Source organism: Streptomyces malaysiense (assembly GCF_000980885.2).
Taxonomy (GTDB): domain Bacteria; phylum Actinomycetota; class Actinomycetes; order Streptomycetales; family Streptomycetaceae; genus Streptomyces; species Streptomyces malaysiense.
Genome location: NZ_LBDA02000047.1, coordinates 84,600 through 101,367, shown reverse-complemented (window position 1 = coordinate 101,367; position 16,768 = coordinate 84,600). Strand labels below are relative to the sequence as shown.

Here is a 16,768-nt window from a genome sequence, read left to right as displayed (position 1 = left end):
GGCCGGACGGCCTCACCCGGCGGAGGGAGCACCGCCCGGCCGCCGCGGGCTCACGCCGCCCGTACCGGGCCGTCCGTCCGCCGAGGAATCCGGGGCCGCTCGGGACGCGGCGGGCTGGAGACCGCCGCCGCGGCGGCGCAGGCGGCCAGGAGGGTGCGCATGGGAACCGGGGCGGGGGCCTTCGGGGGGCGGGGGGCGGACACGGGCGCCTCCTGAGGTGCGGCGGCGTGACCGGGCATGCCGGGCCACGGGCTGGACACCATGGCATCACGCCAGGACGGGCCGCGCAACATCTTGCCGACGGCCTGTCGGAAAGCCGGCCGGGTTCAGGCGGTGAGGGTCGCCAGGCCCGCCTCGGCCCAGCGCGTGCCGAGCCCCGTGAGGGTCACGTGCCGCACCTCGTCCGTGGTGTCGCCGACCGCGCGGTGGATGACGAGCTGGAGCCGGTCCTCGGTCAGCTCCTCGACCCTGCCCTCGCCCCACTCCACGACGATCACCGAGTCGGGGAGCGAGACGTCGAGGTCCAGGTCCTCCATCTCGTCCAGACCGCCCGCGAGCCGGTAGGCGTCCACGTGCACGAGCGGCGGCCCGTCACTCAGGGACGGATGCACCCGGGCGATCACGAAGGTCGGCGAGGTGACCGCGCCCCGCACCCCGAGCCCCTCCCCCAGGCCCCGGGTCAGCGTGGTCTTGCCGGCGCCCAGTTCCCCGGAGAGCATCACCAGGTCCCCGGCGCGCAGCAGCTTGGCGAGGCGCCGGCCCAGCTCGCGCATCTGCTCGGGCGAGGTGATCGTCAGCCGGGTCCCGGCCCGGTCGGGCTCAGCGGGGTCGTGCGGTGCTGCTGCTGGACGTTCCATAGGAACTTACGGTAGCCGCTGCGGGCACCGCTCCCGCACGGGTGAGCAGATCGGCGAGGCGGTCTATGACCACCTCCGGGTGCTCCAGCATCACCAGATGCCCGGCTTCCGGAACGAGCACCAGCTCGGCGTCGGGCAGCTCGTCGGCTATGGCCTCGCTGTGTCCGCTCGGTGTCACCAGGTCCTGCACGCCCGCCAGCACCAGTACCGGCATCTGCCGGAAGCGGGCCAGCGCGCCCGTCTTGTCGTGCTCGGTGAAGGCCGGGTAGAACTCGGCGACCACGTCGATCGGCGTGGACTCGATCATCCGCTCGGCGAACCGCTCCACCGCCGGGTCGATGTCCCGGCCGGCGAACGAGTACCGCTTGATGATCCCGGCGAACAGCTCCGCCGTCGCCCGGCGCCCCTTCTCCACCAGCTCCGCCTGCTGCCCGAGCGCCCTGAGCACGCCCGGCAGGATCCGGCGTATCGCGTTGACGCCGGCCACCGGCAGCCCGAAGTTCACCTCGCCGAGCCGCCCCGAGGACGTGCCCACGAACGCGGTGGCGACCACCCGCTCCGCGATCAGCTCCGGGTACTCGGCGGCGAGCGCCATCACGGTCATCCCGCCCATCGAATGACCGACCAGCACGATCGGCCCCTCGGGCGCGGCGGCGTCGACGACCGCCTTGAGATCGCGGCCCAGCCGGTCGATGGTGAGCGGCTCCCGGTCCCGGTTCTGCGCCACGCCCCGCCCGGAGCGGCCGTGGCTGCGCTGGTCCCAGTGCACGGTGCGCACGACCCCGCGCAGGGCCGCCCGCTGGAAGTGCCAGGAGTCCTGGTTGAGGCAGTAGCCGTGACAGAAGACGACGGTGACCGGGGCGGGCGCCTTGCGGCCGAAGAGCCTGCGCCGGCGCGCGGAGGGCGGCGCGCCCGCGTCCGGCTCCACCTCGTCGACCTCGTAGTACAACTCGGTGCCGTCGTCGGCGTACGCCTTGCCCGGGGTGCCGCGCAGGGTGCCATAGGGCCCCGTGGAGTCCAGGGCGAGACGTGCCTTGCGGCGGACCGTGCGGCCCACCGTCATCCGCTCGACGGCGACGCCGGCCGCCGCGCCCGCGGCGAGGACACCTATCGCGGCACCGGCGATGCCGGTCGCCCTGCGCCAGTTCCCGGCCGCGCCCGCGGCGGAGGCGGCCGCCGAGGCGACGGCGTTCGTCATCGCATCCGCCCTGCTGTCGCTCACGTGCCGCTCCTCCTCGCCGTGCCGGACCGCCCTGCCGAGATCGCGTACCGGAGCGCGTGCCGGTTCGCCGTACCGATGTTCGCCGAGACAGGTGCGCCCAGGTGTGCGGATGTGACCGTTGTTACACGTGATTCGGAGCAGCCGGGCCCGGTCGTCTCCGGACGTGTTACCCGCGCGCGCCCTCGTCGACGTCATCGACGTAGACGCGCGGCACCCGGGTTCCGATGCGGGTGACGATCTCGTACACGATCGTGCCGCAGGCCGTCGCCCAGTCCTCGGCGGTGGGCTCGCCGCGGTCGCCGGGGCCGAAGAGCACGGCCTCGGCGCCGACGGGCGGTTCGTCACCGCCGAGGTCCACCACGAACTGGTCCATGGCGACCCGCCCGGCGGCCGTCCGCCACTTGCCGTCGACCAGCACGGGCCCGGCGCCGGAGGCGTGCCGCGGGATGCCGTCGCCGTAGCCGAGCGGGACGAGGCCGAGGGTGGTGCCGCCGGGGGTGACGTAGTGGTGGCCGTAACTGACCCCGTGCCCGCCCGGCACCCGCTTGACCAGGGCCAGCGAGGCGCTCAGCGTCATCACCGGGCGCAGTCCGAAGTCCCCCGGGGTGCCGACCTCGGGACTGGGCGACAGGCCGTACATGGCGACGCCGGGACGGACCAGGTCGAAGTAGGTCTCGGGAAGGGTGAGCGTGGCGGGCGAGTTGGCGATGTGCCGCACCTCGGGGCGCACCCCCTGCCCCTCGGCGTACGCCACCATCTCCCGGAAGCGGGTGAGCTGGGCGCCGATGGAGGGGTGGCCCGGCTCGTCGGCGCAGGCCAAGTGCGACCACAGGCCGGTCACCCGGACCAGTCCTTCGGCCTCGGCGCGCCGGGCGGCGGAGACCAGTTCCTCCCAGTCGGCGCCGGGCTGGCAGCCGTTGCGGCCGAGCCCGGTGTCGGCCTTGAGCTGGACGCGCGCGGTCCGCCCGGCGGCGCGGGCGGCCTCGGTGACCTCCCGCAGTGCCCACATCCCGCTGAGGGACACGTCGATGTCGGCCTCGATCGCCTGCCGCCAGGGTCCGCCGGGCACCCACAGCCAGCACAGGACACGCTGGGTCAGCCCGGCCGCGCGCAGCGCGAGGGCCTCCTCGGGCGTGGCGGTGCCGAGCCAGGTGGCCCCGGCCTCGACGGCCGCACGGGCGCAGGGCAGGGCGCCGTGGCCGTATCCGTCGGCCTTGACGACGGCCATCACGGCCGCGTCCCCCACGCGGGCACGCAGGGTCCGCACATTGGCGCGCAGCGCGCCCAGATCGATCTCGGCACGGGCACGCAGGGGGGCGGTCGGCACAGCTGGAGTCTCAGTCATGGCGCCCCCAGTCTCTCAGAGCGCGCCGCCGGGCCCCGGCGCGGTGCCGGGACCGGCCCGTCGCACGGGTGCGGGGGCGGACCCCGCTCCCCGAGCGGCCGCCAACTGCCGCTGCCGCCGCCGCACGGCTCCGCGCGGCCGGCGGTGAGCGGCAGCCGGACCGGGGCCGTGCGGGCGGGGCGGTTCACCGGGGCCGGCCGCGGGCCCGGCGGCGGACCGCGCCCTCAGTCCCGCACGTCCCGCCACGCCCGGGGTACGCACTCCGCCACGTCATGCGCCCCGGCCGGCGCGCCCCGCGCCGCGAACCGGCCCGCCAGGCCGTGCAGATACGCGGCGACGCTGCCCGCGTCCAGGGCGGACAGGCCCGCGGCCAGCAGCGAGCCGCCGAGCCCGGACAGCACGTCGCCGCTGCCCGCGGTGGCCAGCCAGGGGGTGCCGGTGGCGTTCACCCGTACCGCGCCGCCCGCCGCGTCCGCGACCAGCGTGGTCGAGCCCTTGAGCAGCACCGTCGCCCGGTACACCGCGGCCAGTTCGCGTACCGCGGCCAGCCGGGCGCCCTCGACCTCCTCGCGCGCCACACCGAGCAGCGCCGCGGCCTCGCCCGCGTGCGGTGTCATCAGGGTGGGCGCGGTACGCCCTCGTACGGTGTCCCGTTCGGCGAGGCGCAGCCCGTCCGCGTCCAGCAGTACCGGCACCTCGGCGGCCAGCACCTCGGCGACGGTCGCCGCGTCGTCGCCCGCGCCGGGACCGGTGACCCACGCCTGCACCCGGCCCGCCTTCGCCGGGCCCCGGTCGGAGACCAGGGTCTCGGGGAAGCGGGCGATGACCGCCTCCGCGGCCGGGCCGACGTAGCGCACCGCCCCCGCGCCGCCGCGCAGCGCCCCGGAGACGGCGAGCACCGCGGCGCCCGGGTAGCGCGCCGAGCCGGCCGCGATGCCGACCACGCCCCGCCGGTACTTGTCGCTCTCGGCGGCCGGATGCGGCAACAACCCTGCCACGTCCGCGTGTTGCAGCGACTCCAGTTCCGGCTCGGCGGGCAGTTCCAGGCCGATGTCGACCAGCCGTACGACCCCGGCGTACTCCCGCGCCGGGTCCACCAGCAGTCCGGGCTTGTACGTGCCGAAGGTGACGGTGAGGTCCGCCCGTACGGCCGCGCCCCGCACCTCCCCGCTGTCCGCCTCGACCCCGCTGGGCAGGTCCACCGCGACCACCGCGGCCCGGGTCCGCTCGACGGCCGCCACCAGTCGCTCGGCGTCGGGCCGCAGTCCGCCCCTGCCGCCGATCCCGACGATGCCGTCCACCACGAGGTCGGCCCGCCCGATCGCGTCGCCGGCCGCCTCGGGCACGAGGCTCACGCCCCCGGCCCGCCACAGCGCGTCCAGTCCCCGGGCGTGCGCCCGCTCGGGCGACAGGAGCACGGCCGTCACCCCGGCCCCCCGGCGCGCCAGCCGGGCGCCGGCGTACAGGGCGTCGCCGCCGTTGTCGCCGCTGCCGACGAGCAGGACCACCCGGCTGCCGTACACCCGCCCCAGCAGTTCGGCGCAGGCGGCGCCCAGTCCGGCGGCCGCCCGCTGCATCAGCGCCCCCTCGGGCAGCCGCGCCATCAGGGCCCGCTCGGCCGCCCGCACCGTCTCCACGCTGTACGCACTCCGCATGGCACCGAGTCTGCCCCGAACCCCCCACCGCCCACACCCGGGCCCGGCCGGTCGGCCCCGGACGGGCCCGCCGGAGCCGGTCAGCCCTCGGCGACCACCACGGCCGAGGCGACGCCCGCGTCGTGGCTGAGGGAGATGTGCCAGCCGCGCACCCCCAGCTCGGCGGCGCGCGCGGCGACCGTGCCCCGCACCCGCAGCCGCGGCCGCCCGCTGTCCTCGACGTACACCTCGGCGTCCGTCCACAGCAGTCCCGGCGGTGCCCCGAGCGCCTTGGCCAGCGCCTCCTTCGCCGCGAACCGGGCCGCCAGCGAGGCGATACCGCGCCGCTCCCCGCTGGGCAGCAGCAACTCCGCCGCCACGAACAGCCGGTCGGCCAGCTGCGGGGTCCGCTCCAGGGACGCCCGGAAGCGGTCGATCTCCGCCACGTCGATCCCGACTCCGATGATGCTCATGGGCAGCACCCTAGGGGGACGGCGCCCCGCGCACCCCCTCTACGCTTTTGGCATGACGAGCGCCGCGCCCCAACAGGGCTATCTCACTGACCTGTTCTCGCTGGACGGCCGCGTGGCAGTGGTGACCGGGGGCAGTTCCGGCATCGGCCGGGCGGTCGCCGGGGCGCTGGCGCGGGCCGGGGCGAGCGTGGTGGTCGTGGCCCGGGGCGAGGAGCAGAGGACGGCCACCGTCGAGGAGCTGACGGCGGACGGGTGCCGGGCGGCCGGGATCGCCGGGGACCTCGGCAGCCGGGCGGGCGTCCGGGGGGCGGCCGAGGCGGCGGCGGAGGTGTTCGGGGAGCCGGACATCCTGGTGAACTCGGCCGGGATCAACCTGCGGCCCCCGATGGACGAACTGGCCGAGGACGTCTGGGACGCCACCATGGCCGTGAACCTGGAGGCGCCGTTCCTGCTGGGACAGCGGTTCGGGCCCGGCATGGCGGAGCGCGGCTTCGGCCGGATCATCCACATCAGCTCCCAGCAGGCGCACCGGGCCTTCGTGAGCAGCGGCGCGTACGGCGTCTCCAAGGGCGCGCTGGAGTCGCTCGCCCGCTCGCAGGCGGAGGCGTGGTCGCCGTACGGGGTCACCTGCAACACCCTGGTGCCGGGCTTCGTGATGACCCCGCTGAACGCGCGGCTGTCCGCCGACCCGGAGAAGGTCGCGGCACTGGCCGCGCGCACCCTGACCGGGCGCAACGGCCTCGCGGAGGACTTCGCGGGCGCCGCCGTCTTCCTCGCGAGCCGCGCCTCCGCCTACGTCACGGGCCAGTCGATCCGCGTCGACGGGGGCTTCTCGGTCCACTAGCCGACCGGGGCGCTACTCCACGGTCACCGACTTCGCCAGGTTCCGCGGCTGGTCCACCTCGTTGCCCCGGGCCGCGGCCAGCTCGCAGGCGAAGACCTGGAGCGGCACCGTGGCCACCACCGGCTGGAGCAGGGTCGGCGTGACCGGAATGCGGATCAGGTGGTCGGCGTACGGCACGACCGCCTCGTCCCCCTCCTCCGCGATCACGATGGTGCGCGCCCCGCGCGCCCGGATCTCCTGGATGTTGGAGACGATCTTGTCGTGCAGCAGGGAGCGGTTGCTCGGCGACGGTACGACGACCACGACCGGCATGTCCTCCTCGATCAGCGCGATCGGCCCGTGCTTCAGCTCGCCCGCCGCGAAGCCCTCGGCGTGCATGTAGGCGAGCTCCTTGAGCTTGAGCGCGCCTTCGAGGGCGACCGGGTAGCCGACGTGCCGGCCCAGGAAGAGCACGGTGTCCTTGCCGGCCAGGGTGCGGGCCAGCGCCCGTACCGGCTCCATGGTCTCCAGAACGCGCTCGACCTCGTCCGAGATCCTGGACAGGTCCTTGATCACCGCCTGGATCTCGTCGCCCCACTTGGTGCCGCGCACCTGGCACAGGTACAGGGCGACCAGGTAGCAGGCGACCAACTGGGTCAGGAACGCCTTGGTGGAGGCGACCGCGACCTCGGGCCCGGCGTGCGTGTACAGCACCGCGTCCGACTCGCGCGGGATGGTGGAGCCGTTGGTGTTGCAGATGGCCAGCACCTTGGAGCCCTGCTCGCGGGCGTGCCGCAGCGCCATCAGGGTGTCCATGGTCTCCCCGGACTGGGAGATCGCGATCACCAGGGAGCGGCCGCCCAGGATCGGGTCCCGGTAGCGGAACTCGCTGGCCAGCTCCACCTCGCAGGGAATCCGCGTCCAGTGCTCGATGGCGTACTTGGCGATCAGCCCGGCGTGGAAGGCCGTACCGCACGCCACGATCACGACCTTGTCGATCTGGCGCAGATCGGCGGGGGTGATCCGCAGCTCGTCCAGGGTGAGCGAGCCGGACGGGTCGATCCGGCCGAGCAGGGTGTCGGCGACCGCCTTGGGCTGCTCGGCGATCTCCTTGAGCATGAAGTAGTCGTAGCCGTCCTTCTCGGCGGCCGAGGCGTCCCAGTCCACGTGGTACGAGTGCACCTCGGCGGGCAGGCCGTCGAAGCCGGTCACGGTCACGCCGTCGCGGCGCAGCTCCACCACCTGGTCCTGGCCCAGCTCGATCGCCGAGCGGGTGTGGGCGATGAACGCGGCGACGTCGGAGGCCAGGAACGCCTCGCCCTCGCCGACGCCGACCACCAGCGGGGAGTTGCGGCGCGCGCCGACCACCACGTCCGGGGCGTCCGCGTGCACCGCGACCAGGGTGAACGCGCCTTCCAGGCGCCGGCACACCAGCCGCATCGACTCCGCTGGATCGCCGGTCACCGAGTACTCCTCGGCCAGCAGATGGGCGACGACCTCGGTGTCCGTCTCGGAGTTCAGCTCATGGCCGCGCTCGGCGAGTTCGGCACGGAGCAGCGCGAAGTTCTCGATGATGCCGTTGTGGACGACGGCGACCCGGCCCGCGTTGTCCAGGTGCGGGTGCGCGTTGCCGTCCGTGGGACCGCCATGGGTGGCCCAGCGGGTGTGTCCGATGCCCGTCGAGCCGGCCGGCAGCGGCCGTTCGACCAGCTCCTTCTCCAGGTTGACCAGTTTCCCGGCCTTCTTCGCGGCGGCCAGACCGCCGTCCGCCGGCAGGGCGACGCCCGCCGAGTCGTAACCCCGGTATTCCAGTCGCTTCAGCCCGGCCATCACGACATCGAGCGCCGACTGCGACCCTACGTATCCCACGATTCCGCACATGAGGCGCAGCCTACGGGCCGATCGGCCGCCAAAAGTGGCGCCGCGTGCCCGAATTCGGAAATCTCCGGCCCGTTCAGAGCACACCCGCGACGCATTCGGGCCACCCGCACAACCGTGCGACCGGTTCGGAGGTCTACCGGCTGAACGCCGCAAGCGAACACCGGGAGACACACAGGTGAAGCGCAGACATCGCACCGTCCTGGCCACGGCCGTCGTCACGACGCTGGCCGGGGCCCTGTCCGCAGGACTGACCGGGCCCGCCGCCGCGGCCGGACCGGGCGTGACGGCCGCGAAGCAGCCGAAGACCGACTTCGACGGCGACGGGTACGGCGACTTCGCCGTCACCGCTCCGGCCGCCCGGCTGAACGGCAAGTGGCGGGTGGGCGCGGTCACCGTCTTCTACGGCTCCGCCCAGGGCGCCTCGGCCGGCCGGCACACCACCATCACCCAGGACGCGTCCTGGGTGCCGGGCGCGGCCGAGAACGGCGACCTGTTCGGCGCCGCGACCACCGCCGGCGACTTCGACCACGACGGGTACACCGACCTCGCCGTCGGCACCCCGCTGGAGGACGTGGGCAAGGACGTCAACGGCGGCCTGGTGCAGATCATGTGGGGCTCCGCGAAGGGCCTGACCTCGGCCACCACGATCCCCGACCCGGCCCCCGCCGCGCACGACCGCTTCGGCGCCTCGCTCGCGGCCGGCGACTTCGACGGCGACGGCCGCACCGACCTGGCCGTCGGCACCAACGGGTCCACTCTGTACACCTTCCGCAAGGGCATCTCCCGCAGCGGCAAGGCCGGCGCCCTCGCCACCCGCTCCCTGCCGCTGCGCGCCGCGCCGGAGGCCGGGATCATCAACCTGACCGCCGGGGACGTCACCGGCGACGGCCGTGCCGACCTGATGGTCAACGGCCTGAACCGCACCAAGGGCGCCGACGGCACGTACTACAACGTCAACTACTTCGTGCCGGGCACCGCCACCGGCCCCTCGGCCACCAGCGCCAAGAAGATGCCCGGCGGCGTCGCCGGCGCCATCGGCGACCTCGACGGCGACGGCCGCGGCGACATCGTCACCGGCGTCTACTGGGGCCGGAACACCGCCGACGGCCCCATCGGCGGCAAGGTCGTCGTCACCTACGGCTCCGCCTCGGGCCCGTCCAACCGGGTCCAGACCATCACCCAGGAATCGGGCACCATCCCCGGCGACTCCGAGAGCTGGGACAAGTTCGGCCAGTCGGTCGCCCTCGGCGACATCAACGGCGACGGCCTGCTCGACCTCGCCATCGGCGCCCCGCAGGAGAACATGCGCCTGTGGGGGCACATGTACTACGACATGGGCACCGTCACCGTGCTGTACGGCTCGAAGTCGGGCGTCGACACCAGCGCCGCGCCGCAGTACTTCTACCAGGGCAACCACGACGTCCCCGGCGAGCCGCGAGGCAACTTCGGTACGGCCGTGCTGCTCACCGACCTCGACCACGACGGCGGCGCGGACCTGATCGCCGGCACCCCGTGGGCGGACAACGGCGACGGCACCGTCACCGTGCTGCCCTCCGGCATCGCGGCGGACGGTCAGCGGCGGATCGGCACGACCGGGGCCCGGCTGTTCAAGCCCGGTCAGGTCGGGATGGAGATCCTCAACGCCATCCCGCAGTTCGGCAGCATCCTCCAGAACTCCCGCCAGGTGTCCCTGATCAACACCTGACCGGCGGCCGAGGCACCGGCCGGCGCGGGGTGGGGACGTCCGCGTGACGCACGCCACCGAAGGCGTGACGTACCCCACCCCGCCGCCCCGTTCGAACTCCGTTAACAATGGAATGTGATCTCACCGGTCCCCTCGATGCCCCGGAGCGCCCACCGGCACAGGCCGGAGGCGACTCCCTACGTCGACCTCACCCGCGCCGAGTGGAGCGCGCTGCGCGACAAGACGCCGCTGCCGCTCACCGCCGAGGAGGTGGAGAAGCTGCGCGGTCTGGGCGATGTGATCGACCTGGACGAGGTGCGCGACATCTACCTTCCGCTGTCGCGCCTGCTGAACCTCTACGTCGGCGCGACCGACGGACTCAGGGGCGCCCTGAACACCTTCCTCGGTGAGCAGGGCTCCCAGTCCGGCACGCCGTTCGTGATAGGCGTCGCCGGCTCCGTCGCCGTCGGCAAGTCCACCGTCGCCCGTCTCCTCCAGGCCCTGCTGTCCCGCTGGCCCGAGCATCCGCGCGTGGAACTGGTCACCACCGACGGCTTCCTGCTGCCCACCCGGGAACTGGAGGCCCGCGGCCTGATGTCGCGCAAGGGCTTCCCCGAGTCCTACGACCGCCGCGCGCTGACCCGCTTCGTCGCCGACATCAAGGCCGGCAAGGGCGAGGTGACGGCCCCGGTCTACTCGCACCTCATCTACGACATCGTCCAGGACCAGAAGCTCACGGTCCGCCGCCCCGACATCCTGATCGTGGAGGGCCTGAACGTCCTCCAGCCCGCCCTGCCCGGCAAGGACGGCCGCACCCGGGTGGGCCTCGCCGACTACTTCGACTTCAGCGTGTACGTCGACGCGAGCGGCGAGGACATCGAGCGCTGGTACCTCAACCGCTTCCGCAAACTGCGCCAGACCGCCTTCCAGGACCCCGACTCGTACTTCCGCAAGTACACCCAGGTCTCCGAGGACGAGGCCCTGGACTACGCCCGCGCCCAGTGGCGCACGATCAACCAGCCCAACCTGACCGAGAACATCGCCCCGACCAGGGGCCGCGCCACCCTGATCGTCCGCAAGGGCCCGGACCACAAGGTCCAGCGGCTGCGCCTGCGCAAGCTGTAGGGCCCGGCGTACCTGCTACAAAGGCGCCATGCTGCATCTGCGCCTGATCTCCCCCGCCGAACGGACCGACGAGGTGGTGCGGCTGATCGAAGGCACGGTCGGCACCACACACCTCGCGGTGATAGCGGGGGCCGCCCGCGAACCGGCCGGTGACCTGGTGATGTGCGATGTCGCGCGCGAGGCGGGCGACACGCTCATCACCTCGCTCCGGCACCTGGGCCTGGACGACACCGGCTCCATCTCCGTGGACAGCATCGACCTGACGCTGTCCCGGCGCGCCGACAAGGCGGAGCGGGACGCCCCGGGCGAGGCCGCGGACGCGGTGCTGTGGGAGGAGCTGACCGAGGCCACCCACGAGGAGTCGACCCTGTCGGTCACCTACGTCGCCTTCATCACGCTGGCCACGATGATCGCGGCCTGCGGAGTGGTGCTGGACAACGCCGTACTGATCGTCGGCGCGATGGCCGTGGGACCGGAGTTCGGCCCGCTGGCCGGTATCTGCACGGCCGTGGTCCGGCGCCGGCCGCGGCTCGCGCTGCGCTCGGTGAACGCGCTGCTCGTGGGCTTCGCGGCGGCGATGGCGGTGACGGTCTGCTTCACCCTGTTCATGGACGTCACCGGCCTGTTCCACCGCTCCGCCCTGGTGGGCCCGCGCCCCAACACCGGCTTCGTCTACGCCCCCGACGCCTTCTCGTTCATCGTGGCGCTGCTGGCGGGCGTGGCCGGCACCCTCTCCCTGACCTCCGCCAAGTCCGGCGCCCTGGTGGGCGTGGCCATCTCGGTCACCACGGTCCCGGCCGCCGCCAACGCGGCGGTCGCCCTGGCCTACGGCGACACGCCCCAGACCGTGGGCTCGACCGAGCAGCTCCTGCTGAACCTGTCGGGCATCGTCCTGGCGGGCACCCTGACGCTGTCGGCGCAGAAAGTTCTCTGGAAGCGGCAACAGCAACGCCCTTAGGGGCGCGGCGCACGAGGCGGTCACGGCTCCGCCGCGCGGGGGCACGACCGGCCGCGACGAACCGCGGCCCGCGGCGCACGGCCCCGCCCGCCCCGGACCCGGACTATCCCAGCGCCGACTTCACCGCGTCCGCGAGCCGGCCGGCGACCGACCGCGCCTGTTCGATGTCCGCCGCCTCGACCATCACCCGGACCAACGGCTCGGTCCCGGAGGGCCGCAGCAACACCCGCCCCGTGGAACCGAGTTCCCGCTCGGCCTCGGAGACCGCGGCGGCGAGATCCGCGGACGTCCGCACCCGCGACTTGTCCACGTCCGGCACGTTGACGAGGACCTGCGGCAACCGCTCCATCACGGAGGCCAGTTCACGCAGGCTGCGACCGCTCTGCGCCACCCGCGCCGCCAGCAGCAGTCCCGTCAGCGTCCCGTCTCCCGTCGTCGCGTGGTCGAGGATGATCACATGCCCGGACTGCTCGCCGCCGAGCGCGAACCCGTGCTGCTTCATCTCCTCCAGCACGTAACGGTCCCCGACCGCCGTCTGCACCAGGTGGATGCCGGCCTTCTCCATCGCCAGCTTGAAGCCGAGGTTGGACATCACGGTCGCCACCACGGTGTCGGCCCGCAGCTCGGAACGCTCCCGCATCGCCAGCGCCAGCACCGCGAGGATCTGGTCGCCGTCGACCTCCTCGCCGGTGTGGTCCACCGCGAGGCACCGGTCGGCGTCGCCGTCGTGCGCGATACCGAGATCCGCGCCGTGCTCCACCACGGCCGCCTTCAGCCGACCGAGATGGGTCGAGCCGCAGCCGTCGTTGATGTTGAGGCCGTCCGGCTCCGCGCCGATCGTGACGACCTGGGCACCGGCCCGGGTGAACGCCTCCGGCGAGACTCCCGAGGCCGCGCCGTGCGCCTCGTCCAGGACGATCTTCAGCCCGTCGAGCCGGTTGGGCAGCACCGACAGCAGATGGCCGACGTACTGCTCGAAGCCCTCGTCGTACGGCCGCAGGCGACCCACCCCGGCGCCCGTCGGGCGCTCCCAGGGCTCGCCGTGCCGGTGGGACTCGTAGACCGCCTCGATCCGGTCCTCCAGCTCGTCGGCGAGCTTGTGACCACCGCGGGCGAAGAACTTGATGCCGTTGTCCGGCATGGCGTTGTGGCTCGCGGAGAGCATCACGCCGAGGTCGGCGCCGAGCGCGCCGGTGAGATGGGCCACCGCCGGCGTCGGCAGCACCCCGACCATCAGGACGTCCACGCCCGCGCTCGCCAGGCCCGCGGCCACCGCGGCCTCCAGGAACTCCCCGGACGCACGCGGGTCGCGGCCGACCACGGCCTTCGGCCGGTGGCCCGCGAAGGTACCCGCCTCGGCCAGCACATGCGCCGCGGCCACGGAGAGGCCGAGGGCCATCTCCGCGGTCAGATCCGCGTTGGCGACACCGCGCACGCCGTCCGTGCCGAAGAGTCGTCCCACTTGTCCTCCTGAGGAAACGTCGATGGCGTAAGCGGACGGGCGCCGCGCAGATGGGGGCGCCTCGCCATCCGATCACACAAGCCTCTGAGCGTCTTGTGTCGTTATACGCCCTTGGCTGAGATAAACGAACGCCCCGACGGCACATGTGGCGTGCCGCCGGGGCGTTCGGAGTACGAGCAGCAGCTCCCGCTGTTTAGCGCTTGCTGTACTGCGGAGCCTTGCGGGCCTTCTTCAGACCGGCCTTCTTCCGCTCGACCGCGCGGTCGTCGCGGCGCAGGAAGCCGGCCTTCTTCAGGGCACCACGGTTGTTGTCGACGTCCGCCTCGTTCAGCGCACGGGCGACACCGAGACGGAGCGCACCGGCCTGACCGGAGACGCCGCCACCCGCGATGCGGGCGATGACGTCGTAACGGCCCTCGAGCTCGAGCACCTTGAAGGGCTCGTTGACCTCCTGCTGGTGCACCTTGTTCGGGAAGTAGTCCTCGAGGGTGCGGCCGTTGATCTTCCACTTGCCGGTGCCCGGAACGATCCGGACGCGGGCAATGGCGTTCTTGCGACGGCCCAGGCCGGCGGCCGGCTGGGGCTCGCCGAAGCGGGAGGCCATGGACTCCGAGGTGTACTCACCCTCGACGGGGACCTCGGACTCGGTGGTGTAGCTGTCGATGTCAAGCTCTTCGAGCGGCTGCTCGGCAGTGGTCTCGGCCACGATTCTCCTCAGATTCTCTTCAGCTTTGGGGGTGGCCGGAATTACTGCGCGACCTGGGTGATCTCGAACGGCACCGGCTGCTGCGCAGCGTGCGGGTGCTGGTCACCCTTGTAGACCTTCAGCTTCGAGAGCATCTGACGGCCCAGGGAGTTCTTGGGGAGCATGCCCTTGACGGCCTTCTCGACGGCCTTCTCGGGGTTGTTCGCCAGCAGGTCGTCGTAGCGGACCGCGCGCAGACCACCCGGGTAGCCGGAGTGGCGGTACGCCATCTTCTGGGTCCGCTTGTTGCCGGACAGGTGCACCTTGTCGGCGTTGATGATGACGACGAAGTCACCGGTGTCGACGTGAGGCGCGTAGATCGCCTTGTGCTTGCCCCGGAGAAGGGACGCTGCGGTGGTGGCGAGACGACCCAGGACGACGTCCTGAGCGTCGATGACGTGCCACTGGCGCGTCACATCGCCGGGCTTGGGGCTGTACGTACGCACGGTTCGTAGCCTTCGCTTCGAGTGAATGGTCCTGAACAGGTCACCGAAACGATCACGACAGCCTCGACCGCACCGCGGTGACGCAAACCGCGTGCTGATCGCTGGTCATCGGCCCGGTGGACCGGTGTAAGGGCCCGTCCCGTGAGAATGAGCAAGCCAATACACAACGAAGAAGCAGGTTACCCGGCGGCCCCCGGACGGGTCAAAACGAGGCAGGCCGCCCGGCGGGCCGCCGCGCGGTACTCCCCGCGATCGCCCCGCGTCTAAGATGCGCCCCATGAGTTACGGGCAGGGGGGACCCCAGTCTCAGTGGGATCCCTGGAAACCGCAATCACAGCAGCCCCAGCAGTCCCAGCAGCCTCAGGAGTCCTGGAGCGGCGGCGGAGACGAGGGGACACCCGACTGGGCCGCGCTCGCCGAGGCCTCGGAGACCCGCGGCAAACGGCGCAAGCTGCTGTTCATCGCCGGCGGCGCGCTCGCCACGGTCGCCATCGGCGCCGCGGTCGCCCTGGCCGTCGTCTCGGCCAACGGCCACGACGACGCCTCCGGACACCCCACCCAGGTGCCGAGCGCCTCGCTGCCCGACGGCTCCCCCACCGCGCCGTCCTTCGCGCCCACCAGCGCCCCGCCGCCGCTGGACCCGAAGGTCTTCATATCCAGCGCGAAGAAGGACACCGCCCCGCTGAGCCCCGCCACCCTCTTCCCGGGCGCGCGGCTCACCATGGGCAGCACGGTCTACAAGAAGGGCGCCACCGGCGACACCACCGACTGCGCGGCGGCGGCCGGCGGCTCGCTGCCCGGCATCCTCACCGCCGACGGCTGCACCCGGGTGATGCGCGCCACGTACACGAACGGTGACATCGCGGTCACCGTCGGCGTCGCCCTGTTCGACAACGAGGCCGAGGCCACGAAGGCCCGCAAGCGGACCGACGACCACAGCATCGTGCGCGCGCTGCCCGGCAAGGGCGTCGCCTCGTTCTGCGACGGCGCGACCTGCCGCTCGACCCGCAACGCCTACGGCCGCTACGCGTACTTCACCCTCGCCGGCTTCACCAACGGCAAGAACGTCACCACCAAGGACACCGCGGTCTTCCGCGCCGGCGACGACGTGGCGGAGTTCACCTTCCAGCAGATCCACCGCCGCGGCCTGGCCCAGGCGTCGGCGGCGGCGAACCGGTAGCTCAGCAGCACCCCGCCGACGGCAGCGAGCGCTTGTTGCGGGCCTCCTTGTTACGGGCGGCCAGCAGCTCGTCGGCGGGGTAGCCGACCTCCTCCAGGGTCAGGCCGTGCGGCCGTACGACATGGACGGCGGAGTCGCGCACCCCGGCGGCCAGCACCTTCCCGGGCCACTGCGGGTCCCGGTGCCCGTCGCCGACGAACAGCAGCGCGCCGATCAGCGAGCGCACCATGTTGTGGCAGAAGGCGTCGGCCCGCACGGTCGCCGTGACGACCCCGTCCGCGCCCCGCACCAGGCTCAGGTCCTGGAGCGTGCGGATGGTGGTCGCGCCCTCCCGCTTCTTGCAGTACGCCGCGAAGTCGTGCTCGCCGAGCAGCGCCCGAGCGGCCTCGTTCATGGCGTCCACGTCGAGCGGCCAGTCGTGCCAGAGCACATGGCCGCGCAGCAGCGGGTCCACACCGCCGGGGTGGTCGGTGACCCGGTACGCGTACCGGCGCCAGACCGCCGAGAACCGGGCGTTGAACCCCGCCGGCGCCTCGGTCAGCCGCCAGATCCGCACGTCCTTGGAGAGGCGTCCGGCGAGCCGCTTGAGCAGCTTCTCGCGGTGCTCCGCCCACAGCTCGGCCGGCAGATCGACGTGCGCCACCTGCCCGCGCGCGTGCACCCCGGCATCGGTACGCCCGGCCACGGTCAGCTCGTACGTCTCCTTGGACCGCGTCACCGTCCGCAGCGCGTCCTCGATCTCCCCCTGCACGGTCCGCTTCCCGCCGGCCTGCTTGGCCCAGCCATGGAAGTCGGTGCCGTCGTAGGAGAGGTCGAGGCGGATGCGTACGTGTCCGGGCAGCGCTTCGTCACTCACACACAGATCCTCTCAGGTACAAAAAAGCGGGCCCGCCCCCGGAAAGGGACGGGCCCACGGCACCCCGAAGGGCAGAA

The 16,768-nt window shown here is 72.9% G+C and carries 15 protein-coding genes; 5 read left to right on the top strand and 10 right to left on the bottom strand.

Annotated elements, in window-relative coordinates; genetic code table 11:
• Window positions 1-326: 326 nt before the first annotated feature.
• The 5 genes from tsaE to VT52_RS19655 all read right to left on the bottom strand — a co-directional run bounded on the left by tsaE (window position 327) and on the right by VT52_RS19655 (window position 5,531).
• The gene (tsaE, locus tag VT52_RS19675) at window positions 327-857 is read right to left on the bottom strand and encodes a tRNA (adenosine(37)-N6)-threonylcarbamoyltransferase complex ATPase subunit type 1 TsaE (RefSeq protein ID WP_046418081.1); all 531 of its coding nucleotides are present in this window, start codon (window positions 855-857) and stop codon (window positions 327-329) included.
• Entirely contained in the window at window positions 820-2,055 is a 1,236-nt protein-coding gene (locus VT52_RS19670; RefSeq protein ID WP_107481381.1) for an alpha/beta fold hydrolase, read from the bottom strand. Before VT52_RS19670 ends, tsaE begins: the two co-directional genes overlap by 38 nt.
• 190 nt (window positions 2,056-2,245) lie before the next feature.
• On the bottom strand, window positions 2,246-3,424 hold the full coding sequence (gene alr / locus VT52_RS19665) for an alanine racemase (RefSeq protein ID WP_046418079.1): 1,179 nt from the start codon (window positions 3,422-3,424) through the stop codon (window positions 2,246-2,248).
• A gap of 224 nt (window positions 3,425-3,648) precedes the next feature.
• Window positions 3,649-5,079: an NAD(P)H-hydrate dehydratase gene (locus VT52_RS19660; RefSeq protein WP_206306562.1), complete on the bottom strand. Its 1,431-nt coding sequence runs from the start codon at window positions 5,077-5,079 to the stop codon at window positions 3,649-3,651.
• 80 nt (window positions 5,080-5,159) lie between these two features.
• Complete coding sequence (locus VT52_RS19655; RefSeq protein WP_046418076.1) at window positions 5,160-5,531, bottom strand: holo-ACP synthase; 372 nt, start codon at window positions 5,529-5,531, stop codon at window positions 5,160-5,162.
• A gap of 52 nt (window positions 5,532-5,583) precedes the next feature.
• Here VT52_RS19655 and VT52_RS19650 point away from each other — a divergent pair, with 52 nt between their 5' ends.
• The gene (locus tag VT52_RS19650; RefSeq protein WP_046418073.1) at window positions 5,584-6,375 is read left to right on the top strand and encodes an SDR family NAD(P)-dependent oxidoreductase; all 792 of its coding nucleotides are present in this window, start codon (window positions 5,584-5,586) and stop codon (window positions 6,373-6,375) included.
• Between the two features lie 12 nt (window positions 6,376-6,387).
• Here VT52_RS19650 and glmS read toward each other — a convergent pair whose 3' ends face one another.
• Window positions 6,388-8,235 carry a glutamine--fructose-6-phosphate transaminase (isomerizing) gene (glmS, locus tag VT52_RS19645; RefSeq protein WP_079175131.1) on the bottom strand — a complete coding sequence of 616 codons (1,848 nt, stop codon included), beginning with the start codon at window positions 8,233-8,235 and terminating at the stop codon, window positions 6,388-6,390.
• A gap of 175 nt (window positions 8,236-8,410) precedes the next feature.
• On the opposite strand from glmS, the gene VT52_RS19640 reads away from it, so the two are divergent.
• The 3 genes from VT52_RS19640 (at window position 8,411) to VT52_RS19630 (ending at window position 12,002) form a co-directional block, all read left to right on the top strand.
• Window positions 8,411-9,940, top strand: coding sequence for an FG-GAP-like repeat-containing protein (locus VT52_RS19640; RefSeq protein WP_053055438.1), 1,530 nt, complete (start codon window positions 8,411-8,413; stop codon window positions 9,938-9,940).
• Window positions 9,941-10,075: 135 nt separating this feature from the next.
• Window positions 10,076-11,044 (top strand): type I pantothenate kinase, encoded by a 969-nt coding sequence (gene coaA / locus VT52_RS19635; RefSeq protein ID WP_046418068.1) that lies wholly within the window; start codon window positions 10,076-10,078, stop codon window positions 11,042-11,044.
• A gap of 28 nt (window positions 11,045-11,072) precedes the next feature.
• Complete coding sequence (locus VT52_RS19630) at window positions 11,073-12,002, top strand: DUF389 domain-containing protein (protein ID WP_046418067.1); 930 nt, start codon at window positions 11,073-11,075, stop codon at window positions 12,000-12,002.
• 103 nt (window positions 12,003-12,105) lie between these two features.
• Here the strand turns inward: VT52_RS19630 and glmM are convergent, their stop codons facing one another.
• From glmM to rplM, 3 genes are all read right to left on the bottom strand, one after another.
• Window positions 12,106-13,464: a phosphoglucosamine mutase gene (glmM, locus tag VT52_RS19625; RefSeq protein WP_046418064.1), complete on the bottom strand. Its 1,359-nt coding sequence runs from the start codon at window positions 13,462-13,464 to the stop codon at window positions 12,106-12,108.
• Window positions 13,465-13,657: 193 nt separating this feature from the next.
• A complete protein-coding gene (gene rpsI / locus VT52_RS19620; RefSeq protein ID WP_010036632.1) occupies window positions 13,658-14,170 on the bottom strand; it encodes a 30S ribosomal protein S9 in 513 nt (170 codons plus the stop codon).
• 41 nt (window positions 14,171-14,211) lie between these two features.
• Entirely contained in the window at window positions 14,212-14,655 is a 444-nt protein-coding gene (rplM, locus tag VT52_RS19615) for a 50S ribosomal protein L13 (protein WP_046418061.1), read from the bottom strand.
• A gap of 277 nt (window positions 14,656-14,932) precedes the next feature.
• On the opposite strand from rplM, the gene VT52_RS19610 reads away from it, so the two are divergent.
• Entirely contained in the window at window positions 14,933-15,835 is a 903-nt protein-coding gene (locus tag VT52_RS19610; RefSeq protein ID WP_046418059.1) for a hypothetical protein, read from the top strand.
• A gap of 1 nt (window position 15,836) precedes the next feature.
• Here the strand turns inward: VT52_RS19610 and truA are convergent, their stop codons facing one another.
• Window positions 15,837-16,691: a tRNA pseudouridine(38-40) synthase TruA gene (gene truA / locus VT52_RS19605; protein WP_046418055.1), complete on the bottom strand. Its 855-nt coding sequence runs from the start codon at window positions 16,689-16,691 to the stop codon at window positions 15,837-15,839.
• Window positions 16,692-16,768 lie beyond the last annotated feature (77 nt).

Bases quoted from the DNA above. Each gene is read 5' to 3' on its own strand.
- coaA (WP_046418068.1), top strand. From the start codon at position 10,076: ATGCCCCGGAGCGCCCACCGGCACAGGCCGGAGGCGACTCCCTACGTC.
- tsaE (WP_046418081.1), bottom strand. From the start codon at position 857: ATGGAACGTCCAGCAGCAGCACCGCACGACCCCGCTGAGCCCGACCGG.
- VT52_RS19670 (WP_107481381.1), bottom strand. From the start codon at position 2,055: ATGACGAACGCCGTCGCCTCGGCGGCCGCCTCCGCCGCGGGCGCGGCC.
- glmS (WP_079175131.1), bottom strand. From the start codon at position 8,235: ATGTGCGGAATCGTGGGATACGTAGGGTCGCAGTCGGCGCTCGATGTC.
- alr (WP_046418079.1), bottom strand. From the start codon at position 3,424: ATGACTGAGACTCCAGCTGTGCCGACCGCCCCCCTGCGTGCCCGTGCC.
- VT52_RS19660 (WP_206306562.1), bottom strand. From the start codon at position 5,079: ATGCGGAGTGCGTACAGCGTGGAGACGGTGCGGGCGGCCGAGCGGGCC.
- VT52_RS19630 (WP_046418067.1), top strand. From the start codon at position 11,073: ATGCTGCATCTGCGCCTGATCTCCCCCGCCGAACGGACCGACGAGGTG.
- VT52_RS19610 (WP_046418059.1), top strand. From the start codon at position 14,933: ATGAGTTACGGGCAGGGGGGACCCCAGTCTCAGTGGGATCCCTGGAAA.
- VT52_RS19650 (WP_046418073.1), top strand. From the start codon at position 5,584: ATGACGAGCGCCGCGCCCCAACAGGGCTATCTCACTGACCTGTTCTCG.
- VT52_RS19655 (WP_046418076.1), bottom strand. From the start codon at position 5,531: ATGAGCATCATCGGAGTCGGGATCGACGTGGCGGAGATCGACCGCTTC.